Origin of the sequence: Buttiauxella izardii, assembly GCF_003601925.1 — a bacterium.
GTDB classification, from domain to species: Bacteria; Pseudomonadota; Gammaproteobacteria; order Enterobacterales; family Enterobacteriaceae; genus Buttiauxella; species Buttiauxella izardii.
Genome location: NZ_QZWH01000027.1, coordinates 85,605 through 104,360, shown reverse-complemented (window position 1 = coordinate 104,360; position 18,756 = coordinate 85,605). Strand labels below are relative to the sequence as shown.

Sequence of the window (18,756 nt, the reverse complement as noted above, 5' to 3'; positions counted from 1 at the left end):
AATCGAGCAAAGAAAACGCGGGCCGTAGCCCGCGTATTTTATGATGCGTCTTGTGTATCGGCTACCGGCTCGGGAAGCGGTGGTGCAAAGCCTCTGAGACCGACAACGTGAACGTGTTCATGGTTCTGAACAACCTTACGTACTAGCTTATAAGTGGTGCCTTTTTCCGGGCTAATGTTCTCTGGCGCTGCAATGATCAGTTGCATTTCAAGGCGTTCGCACAGCTCGAACAGCGTCGCAATGGACTTCGCATCCAGTCGTGCCGCCTCATCGAGGAACAGCAAACGGCATGGAGAAATGTCTTTGCCGCGCAAGCGACGCGACTCTTCTTCCCAGCTTTGAACGACCATGACCAAAATCGACATCCCCGTACCGATAGCTTCACCAGTCGATAACGCGCCACTTTCCGCACGTAACCAGCCATCTGAACCCCGGTTTACTTCTACTTCCATTTCGAGGTAGTTACGGTAATCGAGCAGTTCTTCACCGATGGTTTGCGGCGTGCGCTGGCCCATATCAATTTGCGGATTCAGGCGTTGGTACAGTTTCGCTAATGCTTCAGAGAAACTCAGGCGGTTGCTGTTAAACAAGTCCTGATGCTGCTCGTGTTGTTCTGAAAGCACATCAAGCAACATGGCATGGGTTTCGCGCACGTTCACATTCAAACGCACACTGTTGACCTGGCCGAACGACACACTTTGTAGGCCCTGGTTGAGCATACGAATACGGTTCTGTTCGCGCTGAATCGTCTTGCGAATAATATTCGCCACGCTGCGGGAACTGATCGCCAGTTTCTGCTCGCGTGAGGTTAACTCTTCGGTCAGACGGCCCAGCTCAATCTCCATCTGCTCGATGGCTTCAACCGGATCGTCGGTGCGAATAATATCCTGACGAATACGTTCACGAAGATGCTGATAAACCGCGACAAAGAACTGAATCTTACGTTCCGGGCGTTTTGGATCTTCTGACAGGCGCAATACATCGCGCAGGTGTTCGTTATCCGCCACCGCCAGGCGCAATGAACCCAACGCTTTATCCGAGATAGAACGCAGCTCATCGCCGGTAACATAAGCCAGCTCACGGCGGTGTAAACGACGCTCGACGCCGTTTTCTTTCACCATACGCATCACGGCGCACCAACCTGCTTTCGCTGTCACAACCTGTTCGCGCATTTCGAAATAGCTGCGTTCCAGTTGTTTCAGTTTACGGGTCAGGTTGCTCATCTCCGCTTCACACATCGTCAGCGCTTTTTCGAGCTGATTACGGCGGGAACGGTTGGTGCTCAAAGCGGTGTGTAATTCGTCGCGACGTGAGCGAGCACGCTCTTCAGCGCCGAGATCGGCACGAACGCCGATATCCTGTAACTCTTTGTGCAGATCGGTGAGCAGCTCTTTTTTGGTATCAAAGGAGCTTTTCAGCGAGGCCATTAACTGGCTGAACTGACTCAGTTGCTGCGCGTGGCTACGCAGGGCTTCACGGGAGCGGGTACGTTCACCTTCGGCTTGCTCCAGGCGACGGCGCAGTTTCTCGTTTAAATCGCTGTTGCCATCCAACATTGCAGCGGAGTCTGAGTAGCTAAAGTGTGTGCGACGCTGCACCACTTCAGTCAATGCAAACGCCTGCTGGCGCGCATCACGCTGCACTTGTTGAGCGTACTGATAATCTTCTTTTAACTGCTCGAACTGTTCCGGGTCGCTTTGCAGCACTGACGCCACAGCTTCGAGTTTCACCAGTTGATTGCCAAACTGATGCAGGAAACGCGCGGCTTCGTCGGCTTCGTCCAGACGTTCACGGATTTCATCACAACGGTCAGCCAGCGTTTCGTCGTTCAGCAAACTAATACGCGGCAACAGGCGGTTAAGTTGGTCAACGCCCTCTTTCGCCTGCTCGTATTGCTGACGTTGCTGCTGGTTGTCGTTTTCATGATTGCTGATTGCGCGTTCAACTTCACCACGGCGGGTGTTGAGCTGGCGGATTTCTGCTTCTGGATCGGCGTCGAAAGCCACACCCAGATGCTGGCCGATGAAACGGCTAAACGCCTGGTGCAAACGCTGGGATTTCTGAACGTCAAACGACAGCGTGGCAAAACGCTCAGCCAGAGTTTCACGTTCTGCATGCAGGTTTTCGAGGCGGTTTTCACGCGCTGCACGGCCAAAAATCGGCAGTTCAGGCAAGCGAGAATAACGCCACTGGCGCTCGGCGGTTTTCACCAGAACAGCGGCATTCAGCTCTTCAACGGTAAACACGTTATCATCGAAGGAAGACGGGTCCCCTTCAATCAGATACAGATCTTCCGGGCAATCTTCCAGATTATCCAGTTGCTCGCGCACCAGCGATAAATCTGGCACGACGATGGCGTGACGCGATGGGCCGTACAACGCCGAGAAGTACGGTGCGTCATCAAGACTGATGTCGTCATAAATTTCTGACAGCAACACGCCGCCAAAACGTTCCGCCAGCGCATTCAGACGCGAATCTTCGGCACCGCCAGGTTGGCTCAGGCGTTCGATTTCTTCATCGATAGCGCGTTTACGTGCGCCAACTTCGTCACGTTCAACGGTGACTTCACGTTCGCGCTCAAGCAGTTGCTGCATGTATTCAGTAACTTGCTGGCTGCTTTCGAATTGCTCGTGGCTTTGCTCGCACAACTGAGTCAGGCTGGTTTGCGCAGCCAACCAAATCGGTGCGCGCTGCTGCAGGCGTTTGATACGAGCCTGAATTTGCTCTTGTTCCTGACGCAAGTTAGCACGCTGATCGCTGGCATCCGAAACACGCTGCTGCAAGGTTTCGATGCGCTCAGAAAGCTCATCATGCAACACTTCCAGATCTTCAGGATCAAAGTGTTTGCCCTGGCGTTTGCAGAATTCCGCAAACATCCGTTCGGCTTCTTGCTGCTCACGCAGGCGCTGCTCAAGTTCGTTGAGGCGCGCGCGCAACGGCTGGACTTGTTCCATCAGGTGGCGCTGGTTGTTGCTGTCGCGCAGTAATTCACGCGCCACACTCCAGGCTTCGCTGCGGCTCACCGGGCCATTAATCGCGGTCACCAACTGATAAGCGTGCTCAAACTGGCTGTGCGCCGTTTGTGCCACACTCATTTTCTGCTCAAGATTGAGCAGGTTTTCAGTGGTTTCCTGCTCTTTGGCCTGGAAGGTTTCCAGCCACTCTTCCGCGCTTTCAGCGGTTAAGTCCGGTAGATGGCACAGCGAACGTGCGCGCTCAAGTGCCTGCAATGCTTGTTGATACTGAATCGCACGAGTCTGCTGCACATCCAGTGCTTGCTGGTAATCCGCAAGCTGGCTTTTCAGCTCATCGACTTCCAGTTCAGCGGCTTCGGCGCGGGCTTCGTTTTCTTCTTGTTGCTCAGAAGCTTCCGCAACTATTTCATTTTGCTCTTCCAGGCGCATTTGCAGTTCATCGAGGTCAGCTTCGTAACGCTCGATTTTTTCCTGCTGGCGAATCGCCGTTTGCACCAGGTTCAGGTGGTCACTGGCCGCCTGATAATCCGTTTCCAGATCCCCTTCCGCACCGCTGTGTTCGGCCAACTCACGCGCCATTTCGACGTGTTTGTATTGTTCGGCAGCCAGTTGTTTACGGCTGGTCAACAATTCGCGACGGAATTCGAGCGCTTTATCCAGGTGAATGCGGCGTTCGTTGGCGTGACGCATGTAGTCCGCTGCCACGTAGTTGGTGGCTTCGGAGATCAAATGCTTAAACAGGTCGCGATCTGACTGAGTGACGCGAATCGCTTCCAGCGTCATGCGGTTTTCGCGCAGTGCCGCTTCCATGTCCTGGAAGGCTTTACGCACGCCGCCGTTTTCTGGCAGCAAATAGTCGCGCAGTGAACGGGTGATGGCGCTGGAAATCCCGCCGTACAGCGAGGCTTCGATAAGACGATAGAACTTGCTACGATCCGACGCACTGCGCAGACGACGCGCAACGATGCCCAAATCGAACATCAGCGAGTGGTAATCGGTAATCGAGTTGAACTGTTTAAACTGAACGCCTTCGATGGCTTCCACTTTGTCTTTCAGTTCTTGCAGGCTCAATACGCGCGCCTGGCGCTCATTGATGGTTTCCGTCAGCAATTGCGTTGGCTGAATAGAAGACGGCAAACCCTGAATGGCAAACGGCTTGATATCGACTTTGCGGTCGCGTCCTGCCACTTGTTGCAGGCGCACACCGACAACCACACGCTGGTTGCGTGAGTTGACCACATCCAGTAGCGAGTAACAGACGCCCGCTTTTAATTTACCGTGCAGACCTTTATCGCGTGAGCCAGATGTCGCCCCCGCTTCGGTGGTGTTACGGAAGTGCAGCAACGTTAAATCGGGGATCAGTGCGGTAACGAACGCCGCCATGGTGGTGGATTTACCGGCACCATTACCGCCCGAAAGCGTGGTAACCAGTTCATCTAAATCAAAAGTACGCGCGAAGAAACCATTCCAGTTAATCAGCGTTAGTGAGCGAAACTTTCCGCGTTCAATCATTCCTGTTCATCCTCCGCGTTATCCTGGGCGGTTTGCGACTCTTCTGTTTCATCATTGAGCTGCAAACGTGTTTCAACCGGCATCGCTTCTCCATCGCGGATCATGCGTAATTGCGCTTCGCGCGCATCGTCACCGGCGCGCACATCGGCGCCAAAGCGGAATACGGATTCGGTAATGCGGAATTTGCTGCTGTCGTGGCCCATAAACCAGATCATGCCGAGGCGACGTAAACGGGTTAAAGAAGCGCGGACTTTTTCTTGCAGCTTTTGGCGGTCGAGATCAGAGCCGGTGGATCGGTTGTTCACAAGCTTAAGCAACTTGCTTTCATCCGCCAGCGTCAACAGTTCGTCGTACAACTCTGCCTGGGTGAAAATACCTTCGTTAGCCAGACGTTCCGGGCTGAGATAGAGGTAACAAAGAATTTTACCGACCATCATGTCCACCTCGGATAATACCGAGCGAGGAATCAGCGTGGTGGAACGCGGGCGCAAATAGAAGAAACCTTCCGGCGCACGAATCAGTTCCACGTTATAGCGGGTGTAAAACTCTTCCAGTTCATCCTGGAAATCCATCAAGTAAGCATGATTATCCAGTTCATCAAGCCCTACGTGCCGGCCGGAACGTAATTGACTGTCGAGTGCCGGAAATAACGGATTGGCCAACGCCTGTGCCAGTTTAACTGGCATCACTTTTTCAATATTTGTTGATGACATGCGCCTGTACCTTGGCTCCGTAATCGTTAATTGCCTGCCACTGCGGCGGCAAGCCAGTAAAGTCTGCTTCAGCCACACCCAGACGAACTGCCTGGTCGACTACGATTCTCGCCACATCGAAATGGCGGGCGCGTGGGTATTGCGCCAGATAGTCACGCATCACTACGCCTAAATCTAGCGGTACTTGTCTGGTTTTGTAGACCTGAAGTGCAGCTTCGATAAGTGCTGCGAGCTGTTCGCGGATTTCATTAAACTCTTCGAATTCCAGGTCAGTTGGCAATTCGCCCATCACTTCATCGTCGCGCAGCGTCATTTCTTCGTCGCGCATATCCAGAAGACGATCGGCGTTAGCGTAAGTCAGCGCCCACGGTGCATCGAAATAGTTTTGTACCGAAACGCGCAGACGTTGCGCAAAGACGCGGTTTTTATCCATGTCGATGGCGGTACGAATGAATTTATGAACGTGGCGGTCATAACCAATCCACAAGTCGATAGCCTGCTGGCCCCAACTGACGATACGGTCGAGTTTGCTTTGCAAATCAAAGACCAGACGGTGAACAAAGTGCAGGTCTTCACGCCCCAGAATCGAGTCCTGAATACGCAGTAAGTTGGCCTGGAGTTTATCGCCCGCAGCTTCAAGGGTGTCCTGCAATTCACGAAGCGTGCCGGAAGTTTCGGACAGCAGCATTTCACAGCTGGAAATGGCGGCACGCCAGTCTTTGTTCAGCAACTGCGCGATGTCATCTTTAACCTGTTGCTGGTGTTCATCCATGATGCGCTGGGTGAGATCGATACTGTCGAAAATCTCAGCAACGGAGTATTTCAGTGGCGCAAACACGTTGCGGTGCCAGTGGAATTCGTCACCGCCTTCATCCGCAGAGTCTGCGGCGCGTTTAAGTTCACCACCGACGATCGACAACTGCATGGACAAGCGCAGCGTAGAAAACTCACGCTGGCGGATGTAGTAATCGGTAATGCCAATGCCGAGCGGCGTCAGGCGGTAAATCGCATTGCCTTCATTGATTTCGCTGACAAAACGGTTGATTAAACGCTGGCGCACCATGTCATTGATGGCGTTATTGGCACGAACGCTGATCGTTTCGCTGGTTTGATCAAAACCTTCGCTCACATGGCGGAAAGCGTCGATCAGTTCGCCTTCACTCATTTCACCGTCAAGTCGCTCACCGTTTAAGGTGGCGATCGCCAACAAGAACGTCAGGCGCTCTGTCGGCAGTGAAATCGAGTAGTCATTTTTCCTGGCCCAGGCAACCAGTTCCGGCACTGTCTGGGAAACATCACTCATAATTTTTCCTTGGCTCAAGCGGCTTGATAGCGGTGACGTGGATATAGCGGCCAAGGCTCACAAAGGGCTCCTGACGGCAATAACGCGTTTCCAGTTCAAGCAAATTCTCAAAACCATCGCGTTGTTTGTGTTTATCGCGCAAGTAGTCGTGGAACACTCGCACACCGGTTTTCCCGGTAATCTGCCAGCCAATTTGCTCCAGCCAGTGATACACCTGTTCTGGCTGTAGCGGATTGTCAGGCGACAGAGTCTTCCGTTTATTCTTTTTCATGCCCTGAAGCACGTATTCAAAGTTGCCGACAAACATGTTTCGCATCAGCAAACCGTTAGCATTGTAGAACATCAGGGATAGAGCACCGCCGGGTGCGAGGCAATCCCACAGCGTTTTGAGTACGGCTTGTGGGTCAACGACCCATTCCAGCACCGCGTGAAACAATATCAGATCAACCGGCTTTTCCAAATGTTGACCAATATCCTGGGCGGAGGAATGTACGAAATGCATGTTCTCGCTCACACCTTTCTCACAGGCCTGCGCCTGAGCGCGTGAGATCATTTCCGCAGAAACATCGCAAAGCAGAACTTCATGGCCGCGTTCAGCAAGACCACAGGCGGTTTGCCCCTCACCTCCACCCGCGTCCAGAACCCGTAACTTCTCAGGCAGAACGGACAGCAAAGCATCCAGATCTTGCCATAAGATCGCCTGGCGAAGTTGTCCTTTGGTTGTACCGTAAATGTTGCGTGAGAACTTCTCAGCAATGTCGTCAAAATTGCGGTCACGCACGGGTACGGCTCCATGGGGGAAAAGGGATTGTCCGAGATAAGTGGGTATTTTGGCACAGCCGAGGCAAGAATGAACCCATCTGGTGTAATATCACCCGCGTTTACCTGCTGTATGGCTAAAAAAGGACCCATAATTCATGCTTTTTATCCTGAAAAAATTTATCGGTGGACTGCTACTGCCCTTACCTTTTTTATTATTAATGATGGGCGCGGCGCTTTGCTTGTTGTGGTTCACCCGCTGGCAAAGAAGTGCGAAAGCATTGTTAAGCGTGAGTTGGTTAGTTTTGCTGCTGATTAGCCTACAGCCGGTGGCCGATAAAATGCTCAAGCCTATCGAAGAGGTGTACCCGACCTGGCGCGGGAGTGAAAAAGTAGAATACATCGTGGTTTTAGGCGGTGGTTATACGTGGAACCCAGATTGGGCGCCGAGTTCCAATCTCATCAATAATAGTTTGCCGCGCGTGACTGAAGGCATTCGGTTATGGCAGGAAAACCCTGGGGCGAAGCTGATTTTCACCGGTGCCCGAGCGATGACGAATCCAGTCAGTACGGCTGAAGCGGGAGCGAGAGTGGCAGAAAGTTTGGGTGTTCCTCGCTCAGATATCATCACGTTGGACTCGCCAAAAGACACCGAAGAAGAAGCGGCTGCGGTGGCAAAAGCCATTGGGCAGCAGCCGTTCTTACTGGTGACTTCAGCTTCTCATCTGCCACGTGCGATGATCTTCTTCCAACATGCAGGTTTGCACCCGCTTCCGGCACCTTCAAACCAACTGGCGATTGAGTCACCGCTCAATCCCTGGGAACGTATTATCCCGTCGCCACTTTGGTTATCTCATAGCGACCGCGCTATTTATGAAACCCTGGGTCGCATTTGGCAATGGATGAAAGGCTCGTCAGGAGAGCCAGGGCAGTAAGTTTTTCGCTGCCACATCAAAGGCGGGTCGATTTAACCGGCCCGTCTGTAGCAACTGCGCGACCCCATCCCACAGTACATAAAGCCAGCGCCGCCATAAGAACGACTCCGCTACTGGCGCGCGTTGCAAATAATGCCACAGCAGGCTTTCAGACTGCCCTGCTTCAAACAGTCGGAATATTTCATATTCGCGCGGTGCCCAAAGCGTCATCCCCGGGTTAACCATCGCCAATAACTGATCGCTGCGCCCATCTTTTAGCATGCTGCTAAGCGTAAAGTTGCCATGAACCAGCACGCAGTTGTCGTTGAAACCTTCGAACATACGTGGCAAGCATTCCCGAGTGCGAAACAGAATGCGCCGATCCTGCATCGTCAGGCCATTATTGGGATATTGATTGATGGTTGCCCATAGCGTTTCGACGCGCTGCCGATACCATGAAGGCCAGATATTTTCTTGAGTGTTATCGACATTTCCGACGCAGCCGCGGCTGTCAACGCGATGCCAGGCCAGCAGGCCCTCAACGATTTGATCTTTGAGATGCTCCCAGCGGTCTGGTGTGCGGGTGGGCGCTTCAACGGGCACGCCACGCAAGCGCTCCATTAACAGCACATCAGGACCTGGCGTGTCATCGTGAGTCACAACACCATAAACCACAGGCATTCGCACGGTGCCAGAACGCGCAAGCATCGACATTTTCCAGGCTAACTGAGCAGCAACACCCGGAGTACTAAAACTTTTTGCCAGTAGCGACATCGCATTGCCGTCACTGTCATACAGCGACCACAAAGCAGTGTTTGGCTGTTCATTGATGCACTCAATCCGGCTTAGTTTTTCACCCAGCAGATGACTCAATTCCTTGCGTAGCAACTCCATGACTCATTACCCCTTACAACACTGGTGTTTTTATAATGAGCTTGCGAACGCAGGATGTCATCCATTCAGATCAATTTGACTGAGGATAATAAAAAACCGGCGCTGGGCACCGGTTTTTAAGGGGGGAAAAGATTTAACGCATCGCCTGGCGTACGCGTTCCAAATCTTCGGGCGTATCCACGCCAATACTCGGGATTTCTTTGGCGACTGCGACATGGATTTTTTCACCATTCCACAATACGCGTAGCTGTTCGAGCATTTCGATTTGTTCGAGCTGGCTCGGTTCCCAGGTCACATAACGGCGGATAAAACCGGCGCGATAGCCGTAGATGCCAATGTGGCGCAGCAGGGAGTCACCAATGGTTTCACGCGATTGTGCGAAACGGTCTCTGTCCCATGGAATCGTCGCACGGGAGAAATAGAGCGCGTAGCCCTGCGCGTCCATCACCACTTTTACAGCATTCGGGTTAAACGCTTCTTCCGCAGAATCAATTGGCACAGCAAGTGTTGCCATTCCCGCCTCGCTGTTCGCCAGATTGCTGGCAACCTGACTAATAATAGCCGGAGGGATCATCGGCTCATCGCCTTGCACATTCACAATCACGGTGTCATCGCTAAAGCCGCATTTTTCAATGACTTCAGCAAGACGTTCGGTGCCAGACTGGTGATCAGCGCGGGTCATACAGACTTCACCGCCAGCCGCTTCAACCGCACGAGCGACTTCTTCGTGATCGGTCGCAACAATGATACGTTCGGCACCCGATTCACGAGCCCGTTCCATTACGTGAACGACCATCGGTTTGCCGTTAATGTCTTTTAACGGTTTGCCCGGCAAGCGGGTAGATGCGTAGCGAGCGGGAATGATTGCCACAAAACTCATGGATTTTTCTCGTCAGAAGTCAGAACTCGAGCTTCGGTCTCCAGCAGCACGGGAATACCATCGCGCAGAGGAAACGCCAGGTGATCAGGTTTGCAGATAAGCTCCTGCTTTTCCTGATTAAAGTAGAGCTTGCCGTTACATACCGGGCAAGCGATGATTTCAAGTAATCGATGATCCATGGTTACTCCAGAATGGCTGCCATCAAAGGCAACAGAATAACATAACTCACGCGCGCGCCGGGCTAATTTCCCAGCCTTCGCCCCATGCGGATGCCAAAGCAGCGGGAATATTCCCAAGGTGAATCCGGTTCGCACTTTGCCATTGAGCAAAATCTGTCAGTGCCGTATGCAATCCATTGATTAATGGCTGACCCGGTTTGACTCCATCCTCAAGATAGAGACTAATAATTTCCAGTTCGCCGGTTTTGCGATGCATTTTTGCATCGATGCGCCCGACTAAAGCCCCGTTGTGCAGGAGTGGAAGCACAAAGTAACCGTATTTGCGTTTTTCCGCCGGGGTGTAACATTCGAGGCGATACGAGAATCCAAATAGCGCTTCGGCGCGTTTACGATCCCAAACCACGGGGTCGAACGGTGAGAGCACCGCACTATGCGTGGCGCGTAAGGTGTTTTTCTCAGCTTTTTCCATCAGCGAAAACTGGTCGTGATGCAGCCACATCTCCCCAAGACCTTCAACATCTACCGAAGTAACAATCCCTTTCTCTTGCCATTGCGCCAGCAGCGGTTTGAGCGAAATATTCTTTAACCGATAATAATCAGCCAGCCATTCCGGGCGGAAAATACCGAGACTACGGGCGCTGTTTTCCAGCATTTGTTGTTCCGCATCTTGCTGATGAATGAGATGCAAATCGTCGTTCCAGTGCGGCATCACTCGCGAAGTGAGATCGTACACCCGCTGAAAATTGCGCCTCTCAACCACCATCACTTTCCCGGCAGTGAACAAACCTTCCAGGTGTTTTTTATGCGGTTTCCATTCCCACCACCCGCCAGCGCCTTTACGCGGATGTTCAAAATCCGCAGAGCGTACCGGCCCATGGATCTCAATATGAGTTAATAGTTTTGCGATTTCTTCGGCATGCTCACCCATCCATTCAGGGCGATATTTCCAGCCCATTTTTTCTGGATTCAGCATCCGATGGCGTATCAAAGCGAAATCTTTTCTCGGCAAAAAGCAGGCTTCATGCGCCCAATACTCCATGAGTTCGCCGCTGAGTAGAGCGTCATCTAGCCAGTTTTGCGGATAGCTGCCGATGCGGCTAAATAAGACCAGATAAGGGCTACGTGCGACAATATTGATAGTGTCAATCTGAAGCAGCGACATGCGAGAAATCGCCGCTGTAACATCGGAAGGTTTGGCTGAATGGCGAGGTTTTTGTAATAAGCCTTGTGCTGCAAGATGAAGATGACGTGCGGCACGTAGAGTCAGTTGCGGTACAGACATGAAAGAATACCTGTCGTCGGCAAACTTGAAATCTGGTGCGCTAAAGAACTCTTATCGCACCAGCGCCAATAATGACTGCAATAATTCATCAGCCTGAGGCTGCGCCAACTGCGCATCGACAGGCAAATACCACCAGTTATCATGACCCTCAACGAATGCACGGCATTTGACGGCATCCTTCTCAGTCATTAGCAAGGTTTGCTGCGCCTGAACAAGTTTTACTACGTCGCTTTCGCTAAGAGCCTGATGGTCTGCCAGGCTAACCGTTTCGAGCGGAGTTACACCACATTGCCGTAACGTGGCAAAAAAGCGTGGAGGATGGCCGATACCTGCCATCGCGACCACATTTTCCAGCGTGTTGACCGGGCGGCGTTCACCCGTCAACAAATTAACTGCATCACCTGGGTGAAGGGCCATCGAGATTTCTCCCGTTTTGGCATCACCACCATTAGTGATGATGGCATCGACAGAAGCCAAACGCCCTGCTCGCTCACGCATTGGCCCAGCAGGCAACCACCAGCCGTTACCAAATCGTCTGACACCATCAATGACGACAATTTCTTTATCACGCGCTAGTGCGTAATGCTGTAATCCGTCGTCAGTAATAATCAGTTGTGGCTGTACTTTTTCCACCAGCATTTTTACTGCATCACTGCGCCGTGGTGCCACAGCTACTGCAGCATGGGTACGCTGATAAATAAGTACCGGTTCATCACCCGCCTGGTCAGTCGTGGTGCTTTGGTCGAGCAACAACGGATAACTTTCTGCTTTGCCACCATAGCCACGTGAAACCACTCCAACGCGTATGCCGCGCTGTTGCAGTTGTTCGACCAACCAAATAACAACCGGAGTTTTACCGTTCCCGCCTGCAGTCAGATTACCGACGACGACCACGGGCACAGGTGCGCGCCAGCTTGTTTTTAACCCGAGTCGATAACTTAGACGGATAGCACCGCTCACCAGGCCATAAAGCCAGGAGAGCGGTAAAAGCAAAAGATAGAGGGGAGATTTCCCCGCCCAAATGCGTTCAATCATGAACCGAATTGCATCCGATGCAGTTGCGCGTAAACACCTCTGTGCTCAATCAGCTCTGCGTGCGGGCCACGTTCCACAATAATACCGTCTTCGACCACTACAATTTCATCAGCCTGTTCAATGGTTGATAAGCGATGAGCAATGACCAAAGAAGTACGGTTTTTTTGCAGTTCATCCAGCGCAGACTGGATAGCGCGTTCAGATTCGGTATCCAGCGCTGACGTTGCTTCATCCAGAATCAGAATTGGGCTATCACGTAATAATGCACGCGCAATGGCGATACGCTGGCGCTGGCCGCCTGAGAGCAACACACCATTTTCACCAATGACGGTATCCAGGCCATTATCCATTTTACTGATAAAGTCCATGGCATAAGCCATACGCGCAGCTTTCTCGATGTCTTCGCGACTGTACTGATCGGTACGCGCATAGGCGATGTTGTTCGCGACTGTGTCATTGAACAAATGAACATTTTGCGAAACAAGGGCAACTTGATTACGTAATGACGACAGGGTGTATTCACGTATATCCACACCGTCAATCGTAATGTTCCCTTCCTGTACATCGTAAAAACGCGTCATCAGGCTGGCGATGGTCGATTTACCCGAACCTGAGCGCCCAACCAATGCCACTGTCTTACCAGCAGGAATATTGAGGCTGATGTTGCGCAGCGCAGGCACATCACGACCCGGGTAGGTAAAGGTCACGTCACGGAATTCAACATCACCTTTAGCGCGGTCAATCACGCGAGTCCCGGTGTCTTTCTCTTGCTCTGTATCCAGGATAGAGAACAGTGTCTGACATGCCGCCATACCGCGTTGGAACTGGGCATTGACGTTAGTCAGTGATTTCAGCGGACGCATCAGGGCAATCATGGATGAGAACACCACGGTAATCGTACCCGCAGTCAGCGTTTCCATCACGCTTGGGAAACTTGCCGCATAAATCACGAAAGCCAGAGCCAGAGACGCAATAAGCTGAATAATAGGGTCAGAAATTGATGATGCAGAAACCAGTTTCATACCCTGTAAACGCATACGGTTACTGACTTTATTGAAACGTTCGGTTTCAACTTCCTGGCCGCCGAAGATCAGAACTTCTTTATGGCCTTTCAGCATTTGCTCTGCGCTGGTTGTCACTTGCCCCATCGTGTTCTGCATATTTTTGCTGATATTACGGAAACGCTTTGAAACGAAGCGAATAGCAAAGGAAACGATAGGTGCCAGCACAATCAGAATCAAAGAAAGCTGCCAGCTGTACCAGAACATCAGTACGAACAGGCCGATGATTGACGCACCTTCACGAACAACCGTAATCAGCGCGCTAGAAGATGACGAAGCGACCTGTTCAGAATCATAGGTTATACGTGACAGCAGCGTACCTGTGGACTGTTGATCAAAGAACGAAACAGGCATTCCCATCATATGGCTGAACAAACGACGACGCATGTTCATTACCACATTCCCTGAAACCCAGGAGATGCAGTAACTAGAGATGTAACTTGTTACGCCACGCAGCACCATTAGTGCAATGACGACTAACGGCATCCATATCAAAACCGATTTATCGGCTTTTCCAAAACCATCATCCAGTAACGGTTTGAGTAAAGACAGCATATAGGTATCACTGGCAGCGTTAAGGATTAGCGCAATACCAGCCACAATCAGACCCGGCCTGAAAGGAACAATCATCGGCCAAAGGCGGCGGAAGGTCTGCCATGTGGAAAGATCTTTATCGTTATGCATTCAGTAAACCAGCATTAGATGAAATAGCCGCATATTCTACCCATTATCCCGAGATACACCAAACCACTGATGATACCAACGGGGTGAAATTTGAGCTCTGAAGCTATTGATTTGCCATTTATCACTATTTATATCGATAGTGAGTTGGCCTGATTGCGCAGTGTCGTACCAGGTGTACCCCTGCGACTGATAGCGCTTAACGACTTTACCTGAAGGTAAATGCCATGCGTTATAGCGCGATGTTGAAGCAAGTGCAGCAGCTCCAGCGACCGCTCGTAACAAAGGTGCACCAGAAGATGTTCGACTGCCATGATGAGGTACCTGAATAATATCAGCATGTAAGATGCCCCATCGCCTCTTGAGCATAGCCAATTCCGCCTCAGCTTCCACATCTCCGGTTAATAAAATTCGAAAATGCCCGTCGCTAACCATCATCACGCACGATCCATTGTTACCGGTGATGGTTGATCCCTTCGGCGGCCAGAGTACAGAGAACTGTAATTTCTGCCATTGCCATTCATCACCTTGAAAACAAGAGTGATGCCCCGCCCAATGTAGCGGGCTGCGAATATTTACAGCAGGCCATTCCCTTTGCAGACTGATTAAACCACCGCGATGGTCTAGATGTTCGTGACTAATCACCACTTGTTCGAGAGACAAATGATGCCAGCGCAGCCATGGAATAATCACCTGTTGAGCCGCGTCCCCGCCAGGCCAGGCATTCCCTGTGTCATATAAAAAGACTTTCCCTTGCTTGATTATGGCGATCGCCAGCCCATGCCCCACATCCAGCATAACGACTTGCCATGAATCCTCTTTTTCCTCTACTCGCATAGTAGAGACTGCCAACGAAAAAATCAGAGCCGCTACAGATATAAACGAGTTTCTCCACAGAGATAAGCGATGGATAACAACAATCACCCAACCGCTCACACTGAGTGCCTGGAAACGTTTATCGATGTTCAGCCAACCGTCTGGCAAAAGTTTTAACGCCAGGAATAATAGTGCTAATAAGCGGTCAACTAACCACCATAGTTGCTCACCTATCCACGGAATAGGGGTAAGCACTAATCCCGCAAGCAACAATGGGACAACCGCAAATGAAATCAGCGGCACCGCAAACAGGTTGGCAAATAGCGCACTGAGGCTGATTCCGTGAAAGATAAAAATTTGTAGTGGCATCAGTAACAACATAATGCCTATTTGTAGGTGCAGTAATGCAAGCGGATAGCGATAAAACCATCGAGCCGTTGCCACACTTCGCGGAAGAGGCATCCATTGATACCAAAAAATAAGCGCCGCCACTGCCAGTACAGATAACCAAAAACTGTCTGATAACACTGTTAGCGGGTCATAAACCAAAATACCGGCAATGCAACACAACCACACCTCCCATCCAGACCAACTTCTGCCTTGTAACTTGAGCAATAACCAGATAACCACGCCGATCAGTGCTCTTACCGCTGGAGGGTTCCCTCCTGCCAGCCAGGTATAAACTCCAGCTGCTATCACACTGGCTATTAACGGCATTCTGAAATGAATCCGATGGGCGGGGAAAGTCAGTTGCACCAGGCGAGCAATTAACCAGCCGACCATGGCTGCCAGCGAAATATGCATTCCGGAAATTGCCATCAGATGAGCTGTACCGCTCTGGCGTAACAAGCTCTTTTGCTCGTCACTCACCCCTGAGCGTTCACCAAATGCCAAAGCCATAATAACGCCTTGATAAGGTAACGATTTAGTTGCGTTTTCTACCGCCGAGAGCCAACTCGCTCGCAGATTGCACCTTTGAGTCATTTGCTGTGCGGAAATCACTCTTGCGCTTAAGGGCTGGTGCATTGCGATGGCATATCGCTGGCTATCAAAACCACCCTCATTAAGTTGACCATGTACGGGTCGCAATGACACCTTCATGCGCCAACGTTGCCCTGCACAAACATGATTTGATAAGTAAGTTTCCCGTACTCTGAACCCAACGGAAGGGAAAATGGTTTTTCCGCCCACTGAGACTATCTGCAATTCATGGTTCTGTTTGTTATCAGTCCGTTCAACCAGCGCTTCAACGGTCACAGGTTTGACGGTCCACTTTTCAAAAGATACCAGGCTTTGCCTGGCGTTAAAAAGTGCCCAACAAAAACAAAGCAGGCTAATTGCAACAAAACGCATCCCTCGCACGGGGATGAATGTAACGCACAAGCTAGCGATAAACAGTGCAGCAATCACAGCTACCCCAGGAATAGTGGGCAACCACATTAGGGGAATGATGCCAATAATTATGCTAAAACCCAGCCTGATTAGATTCCTCAAAGTACCTCCTTGTTATGGGCAGTCTGAGGTATCTACAGGTTTGAGTCAGTCGGGGTTTATTCGCTTTACGAGGAGGGTTCCAGAGAACTTGAGGGCGTTAAGAAAGCATTCACCGATTTTGCGCGCTAGCTCGAAAACAGAAATTTTAGGCATAAAAAAACGGCACCCGAAGGTGCCGTTCTTGAGGATTAAATCCGAAGACTTAATTACCGTAAATATTGGCGCGGTCACGCAATTCTTTACCTGGTTTAAAGTGTGGAACGTATTTGCCTTCCAAATCCACTTTATCGCCAGTTTTAGGGTTACGTCCGGTGCGAGGTGCGCGATAGTGTAAGGAAAAACTGCCGAAACCCCGGATTTCAATACGCTCACCTTGGGCGAGAGTAGAGGCCATATGCTCCAGCATCTCTTTCACTGCATCTTCTACAGCTTTCGCCGGGATGTGAGATTGCGAAGTTGCCAGTCTTTCTATCAATTCTGACTTGGTCATGATTCCTCCGGTTTCCTTTCAGGAAAATTAACTTACAGCTATCAATCGAACAAGGGCGGCCGTAGCCGCCCTGATTTAGTGCTCAGACGATTACTCGCCTTTAGCTGCTTTAAATGCTTCAGCCATAGCGTTAGAGAAGTTCGGTGCATCTTCCTGTTTGTTGTTAACAGTAGCGATTGCATCTTTCTCGTCAGCTTCGTCTTTAGCACGAACAGACAGGCTCACAACACGGTTTTTACGGTCAACGCCGGTGAATTTAGCTTCAACGTCGTCGCCTACGCTCAGAACCAGAGTTGCATCTTCAACGCGGTCACGGGAAGCTTCAGAAGCACGCAGGTAGCCTTCTACGCCATCTGCTAATTCAACTGTAGCACCTTTCGCGTCTACTGCTGTTACTTTACCAGTAACGATAGTACCTTTCTTGTTCAGTGCAACGTAGTTGTTGAACGGATCTTCTGCGAGTTGTTTAACACCCAGGGAGATACGCTCACGTTCTGCGTCAACTTGCAGAACCACAGCCGCGATTTCGTCGCCTTTCTTGTATTCACGAACTGCTTCTTCGCCTGCAACGTTCCAGGAGATATCAGACAGGTGAACCAGGCCGTCGATGCCACCGTCCAGGCCGATGAAGATACCGAAGTCAGTGATAGACTTGATTTTACCTTCAACGCGGTCGCCCTTGTTGTGGGTTTCAGCGAACAGCTGCCATGGGTTAGATTTGCACTGCTTCAGACCCAGGGAGATACGACGACGTTCTTCGTCGATATCCAGAACCATAACTTCCACTACATCACCAACGTTAACAACTTTGGATGGGTGGATGTTTTTGTTGGTCCAATCCATTTCGGAAACGTGAACCAGGCCTTCAACGCCTTCTTCGATTTCTACGAAGCAGCCGTAATCAGTCAGGTTAGTCACGCGACCAGTCAGTTTGGTACCTTCTGGATAACGCTTAGCGATAGCGACCCATGGATCTTCGCCCAGTTGCTTCAGACCCAGAGACACACGAGTACGCTCACGGTCGAACTTCAGTACTTTAACGGTAATTTCATCGCCAACATTCACGATTTCGCTTGGATGCTTAACGCGTTTCCATGCCATATCAGTGATGTGCAGCAGGCCGTCAACGCCGCCCAGATCAACGAATGCACCGTAGTCAGTGAGGTTCTTAACGATACCTTTAACTTCCATGCCTTCTTGCAGGTTTTCCAGCAGTTGATCACGTTCTGCGCTGTTTTCGGATTCGATAACTGCACGACGAGAAACAACAACGTTGTTACGCTTCTGGTCCAGCTTGATGACTTTGAACTCAAGCTCTTTGCCTTCCAGGTGCAGAGTGTCACGTACCGGACGAACATCTACCAGTGAACCTGGCAGGAACGCACGAATACCGTTCAGCTCTACAGTGAAGCCACCCTTAACTTTGCCGTTGATGATACCGACCACAGTTTCAGCTTCTTCGTAAGCTTTTTCCAGCGTGATCCAAGCTTCGTGACGCTTAGCTTTTTCACGGGACAGCAGAGTTTCGCCAAAGCCATCTTCAACAGCGTCCAGAGCAACATCAACTTCGTCACCAACCTGGATTTCCAGTTCGCCAGCAGCATTTTTGAACTGCTCTACAGGAATTGCAGACTCAGATTTCAGACCAGCGTCAACCAGTACGATATCTTTGTCGATAGCAACTACTACGCCACGAACGATGGAACCCGGACGGGTTTCGATTGTTTTCAGGGATTCTTCAAAGAGTTGAGCGAAAGATTCAGTCATG

The 18,756-nt window shown here is 51.0% G+C and carries 14 protein-coding genes; 1 reads left to right on the top strand and 13 read right to left on the bottom strand.

All coding sequences use genetic code 11. The features are described 5' to 3' along the window. Positions 1-38: 38 nt before the first annotated feature. From mukB to cmoM, 4 genes are read right to left on the bottom strand one after another with little or no spacing between them, the layout of a single operon-like run. Positions 39-4,487 (bottom strand): chromosome partition protein MukB, encoded by a 4,449-nt coding sequence (mukB, locus tag D6029_RS12950; RefSeq protein WP_120065144.1) that lies wholly within the window; start codon positions 4,485-4,487, stop codon positions 39-41. Continuing rightward, a complete protein-coding gene (gene mukE, locus D6029_RS12945; RefSeq protein ID WP_120065143.1) occupies positions 4,484-5,200 on the bottom strand; it encodes a chromosome partition protein MukE in 717 nt (238 codons plus the stop codon). The genes mukB and mukE overlap by 4 nt, the downstream gene beginning before the upstream one ends. Then, positions 5,181-6,503: a chromosome partition protein MukF gene (mukF, locus tag D6029_RS12940; RefSeq protein WP_120065142.1), complete on the bottom strand. Its 1,323-nt coding sequence runs from the start codon at positions 6,501-6,503 to the stop codon at positions 5,181-5,183. The genes mukE and mukF overlap by 20 nt, the downstream gene beginning before the upstream one ends. Continuing rightward, positions 6,496-7,284, bottom strand: coding sequence for a tRNA uridine 5-oxyacetic acid(34) methyltransferase CmoM (gene cmoM, locus D6029_RS12935; protein WP_120065141.1), 789 nt, complete (start codon positions 7,282-7,284; stop codon positions 6,496-6,498). The genes mukF and cmoM overlap by 8 nt, the downstream gene beginning before the upstream one ends. 136 nt (positions 7,285-7,420) lie before the next feature. Here cmoM and elyC point away from each other — a divergent pair, with 136 nt between their 5' ends. Further along, positions 7,421-8,197: an envelope biogenesis factor ElyC gene (elyC, locus tag D6029_RS12930; protein WP_120065140.1), complete on the top strand. Its 777-nt coding sequence runs from the start codon at positions 7,421-7,423 to the stop codon at positions 8,195-8,197. Here the strand turns inward: elyC and D6029_RS12925 are convergent. The 9 genes from D6029_RS12925 to rpsA form a co-directional block, all read right to left on the bottom strand. Continuing rightward, entirely contained in the window at positions 8,177-9,070 is an 894-nt protein-coding gene (locus tag D6029_RS12925; protein WP_120065139.1) for a YcbJ family phosphotransferase, read from the bottom strand. The two genes, elyC and D6029_RS12925, sit on opposite strands and share 21 nt — an antisense overlap. Positions 9,071-9,203: 133 nt before the next feature. Next, the gene (gene kdsB / locus D6029_RS12920) at positions 9,204-9,950 is read right to left on the bottom strand and encodes a 3-deoxy-manno-octulosonate cytidylyltransferase (protein ID WP_120065138.1); all 747 of its coding nucleotides are present in this window, start codon (positions 9,948-9,950) and stop codon (positions 9,204-9,206) included. Beyond that, positions 9,947-10,129, bottom strand: a complete 183-nt coding sequence (gene ycaR, locus D6029_RS12915) for a protein YcaR (RefSeq protein ID WP_034456356.1) — start codon at positions 10,127-10,129, stop codon at positions 9,947-9,949. The genes kdsB and ycaR overlap by 4 nt, the downstream gene beginning before the upstream one ends. 46 nt (positions 10,130-10,175) lie before the next feature. Beyond that, entirely contained in the window at positions 10,176-11,411 is a 1,236-nt protein-coding gene (locus D6029_RS12910) for a winged helix-turn-helix domain-containing protein (protein ID WP_120065137.1), read from the bottom strand. A 51-nt stretch (positions 11,412-11,462) separates the two neighbouring features. Next, complete coding sequence (lpxK, locus tag D6029_RS12905) at positions 11,463-12,446, bottom strand: tetraacyldisaccharide 4'-kinase (RefSeq protein ID WP_120065136.1); 984 nt, start codon at positions 12,444-12,446, stop codon at positions 11,463-11,465. Further along, positions 12,443-14,191 carry a lipid A ABC transporter ATP-binding protein/permease MsbA gene (gene msbA, locus D6029_RS12900; protein ID WP_120065135.1) on the bottom strand — a complete coding sequence of 583 codons (1,749 nt, stop codon included), beginning with the start codon at positions 14,189-14,191 and terminating at the stop codon, positions 12,443-12,445. The genes lpxK and msbA overlap by 4 nt, the downstream gene beginning before the upstream one ends. A gap of 36 nt (positions 14,192-14,227) precedes the next feature. Next, complete coding sequence (locus tag D6029_RS12895; RefSeq protein ID WP_418230262.1) at positions 14,228-16,498, bottom strand: ComEC family protein; 2,271 nt, start codon at positions 16,496-16,498, stop codon at positions 14,228-14,230. Positions 16,499-16,700: 202 nt separating this feature from the next. After that, positions 16,701-16,988, bottom strand: a complete 288-nt coding sequence (ihfB, locus tag D6029_RS12890) for an integration host factor subunit beta (protein WP_034494322.1) — start codon at positions 16,986-16,988, stop codon at positions 16,701-16,703. Between the two features lie 90 nt (positions 16,989-17,078). Beyond that, a complete protein-coding gene (rpsA, locus tag D6029_RS12885) occupies positions 17,079-18,755 on the bottom strand; it encodes a 30S ribosomal protein S1 (RefSeq protein ID WP_034456368.1) in 1,677 nt (558 codons plus the stop codon). Position 18,756: the final 1 nt, after the last annotated feature.

What these genes read in the sequence shown, in the direction of transcription:
- mukB (WP_120065144.1), bottom strand. Translation starts at nt 4,487, where the DNA reads ATGATTGAACGCGGAAAGTTTCGCTCACTAACGCTGATTAACTGGAAT.
- elyC (WP_120065140.1), top strand. Translation starts at nt 7,421, where the DNA reads ATGCTTTTTATCCTGAAAAAATTTATCGGTGGACTGCTACTGCCCTTA.
- rpsA (WP_034456368.1), bottom strand. Translation starts at nt 18,755, where the DNA reads ATGACTGAATCTTTCGCTCAACTCTTTGAAGAATCCCTGAAAACAATC.
- mukE (WP_120065143.1), bottom strand. Translation starts at nt 5,200, where the DNA reads ATGTCATCAACAAATATTGAAAAAGTGATGCCAGTTAAACTGGCACAG.
- D6029_RS12925 (WP_120065139.1), bottom strand. Translation starts at nt 9,070, where the DNA reads ATGGAGTTGCTACGCAAGGAATTGAGTCATCTGCTGGGTGAAAAACTA.
- D6029_RS12910 (WP_120065137.1), bottom strand. Translation starts at nt 11,411, where the DNA reads ATGTCTGTACCGCAACTGACTCTACGTGCCGCACGTCATCTTCATCTT.
- ycaR (WP_034456356.1), bottom strand. Translation starts at nt 10,129, where the DNA reads ATGGATCATCGATTACTTGAAATCATCGCTTGCCCGGTATGTAACGGC.
- kdsB (WP_120065138.1), bottom strand. Translation starts at nt 9,950, where the DNA reads ATGAGTTTTGTGGCAATCATTCCCGCTCGCTACGCATCTACCCGCTTG.
- ihfB (WP_034494322.1), bottom strand. Translation starts at nt 16,988, where the DNA reads ATGACCAAGTCAGAATTGATAGAAAGACTGGCAACTTCGCAATCTCAC.
- msbA (WP_120065135.1), bottom strand. Translation starts at nt 14,191, where the DNA reads ATGCATAACGATAAAGATCTTTCCACATGGCAGACCTTCCGCCGCCTT.
- mukF (WP_120065142.1), bottom strand. Translation starts at nt 6,503, where the DNA reads ATGAGTGATGTTTCCCAGACAGTGCCGGAACTGGTTGCCTGGGCCAGG.
- lpxK (WP_120065136.1), bottom strand. Translation starts at nt 12,446, where the DNA reads ATGATTGAACGCATTTGGGCGGGGAAATCTCCCCTCTATCTTTTGCTT.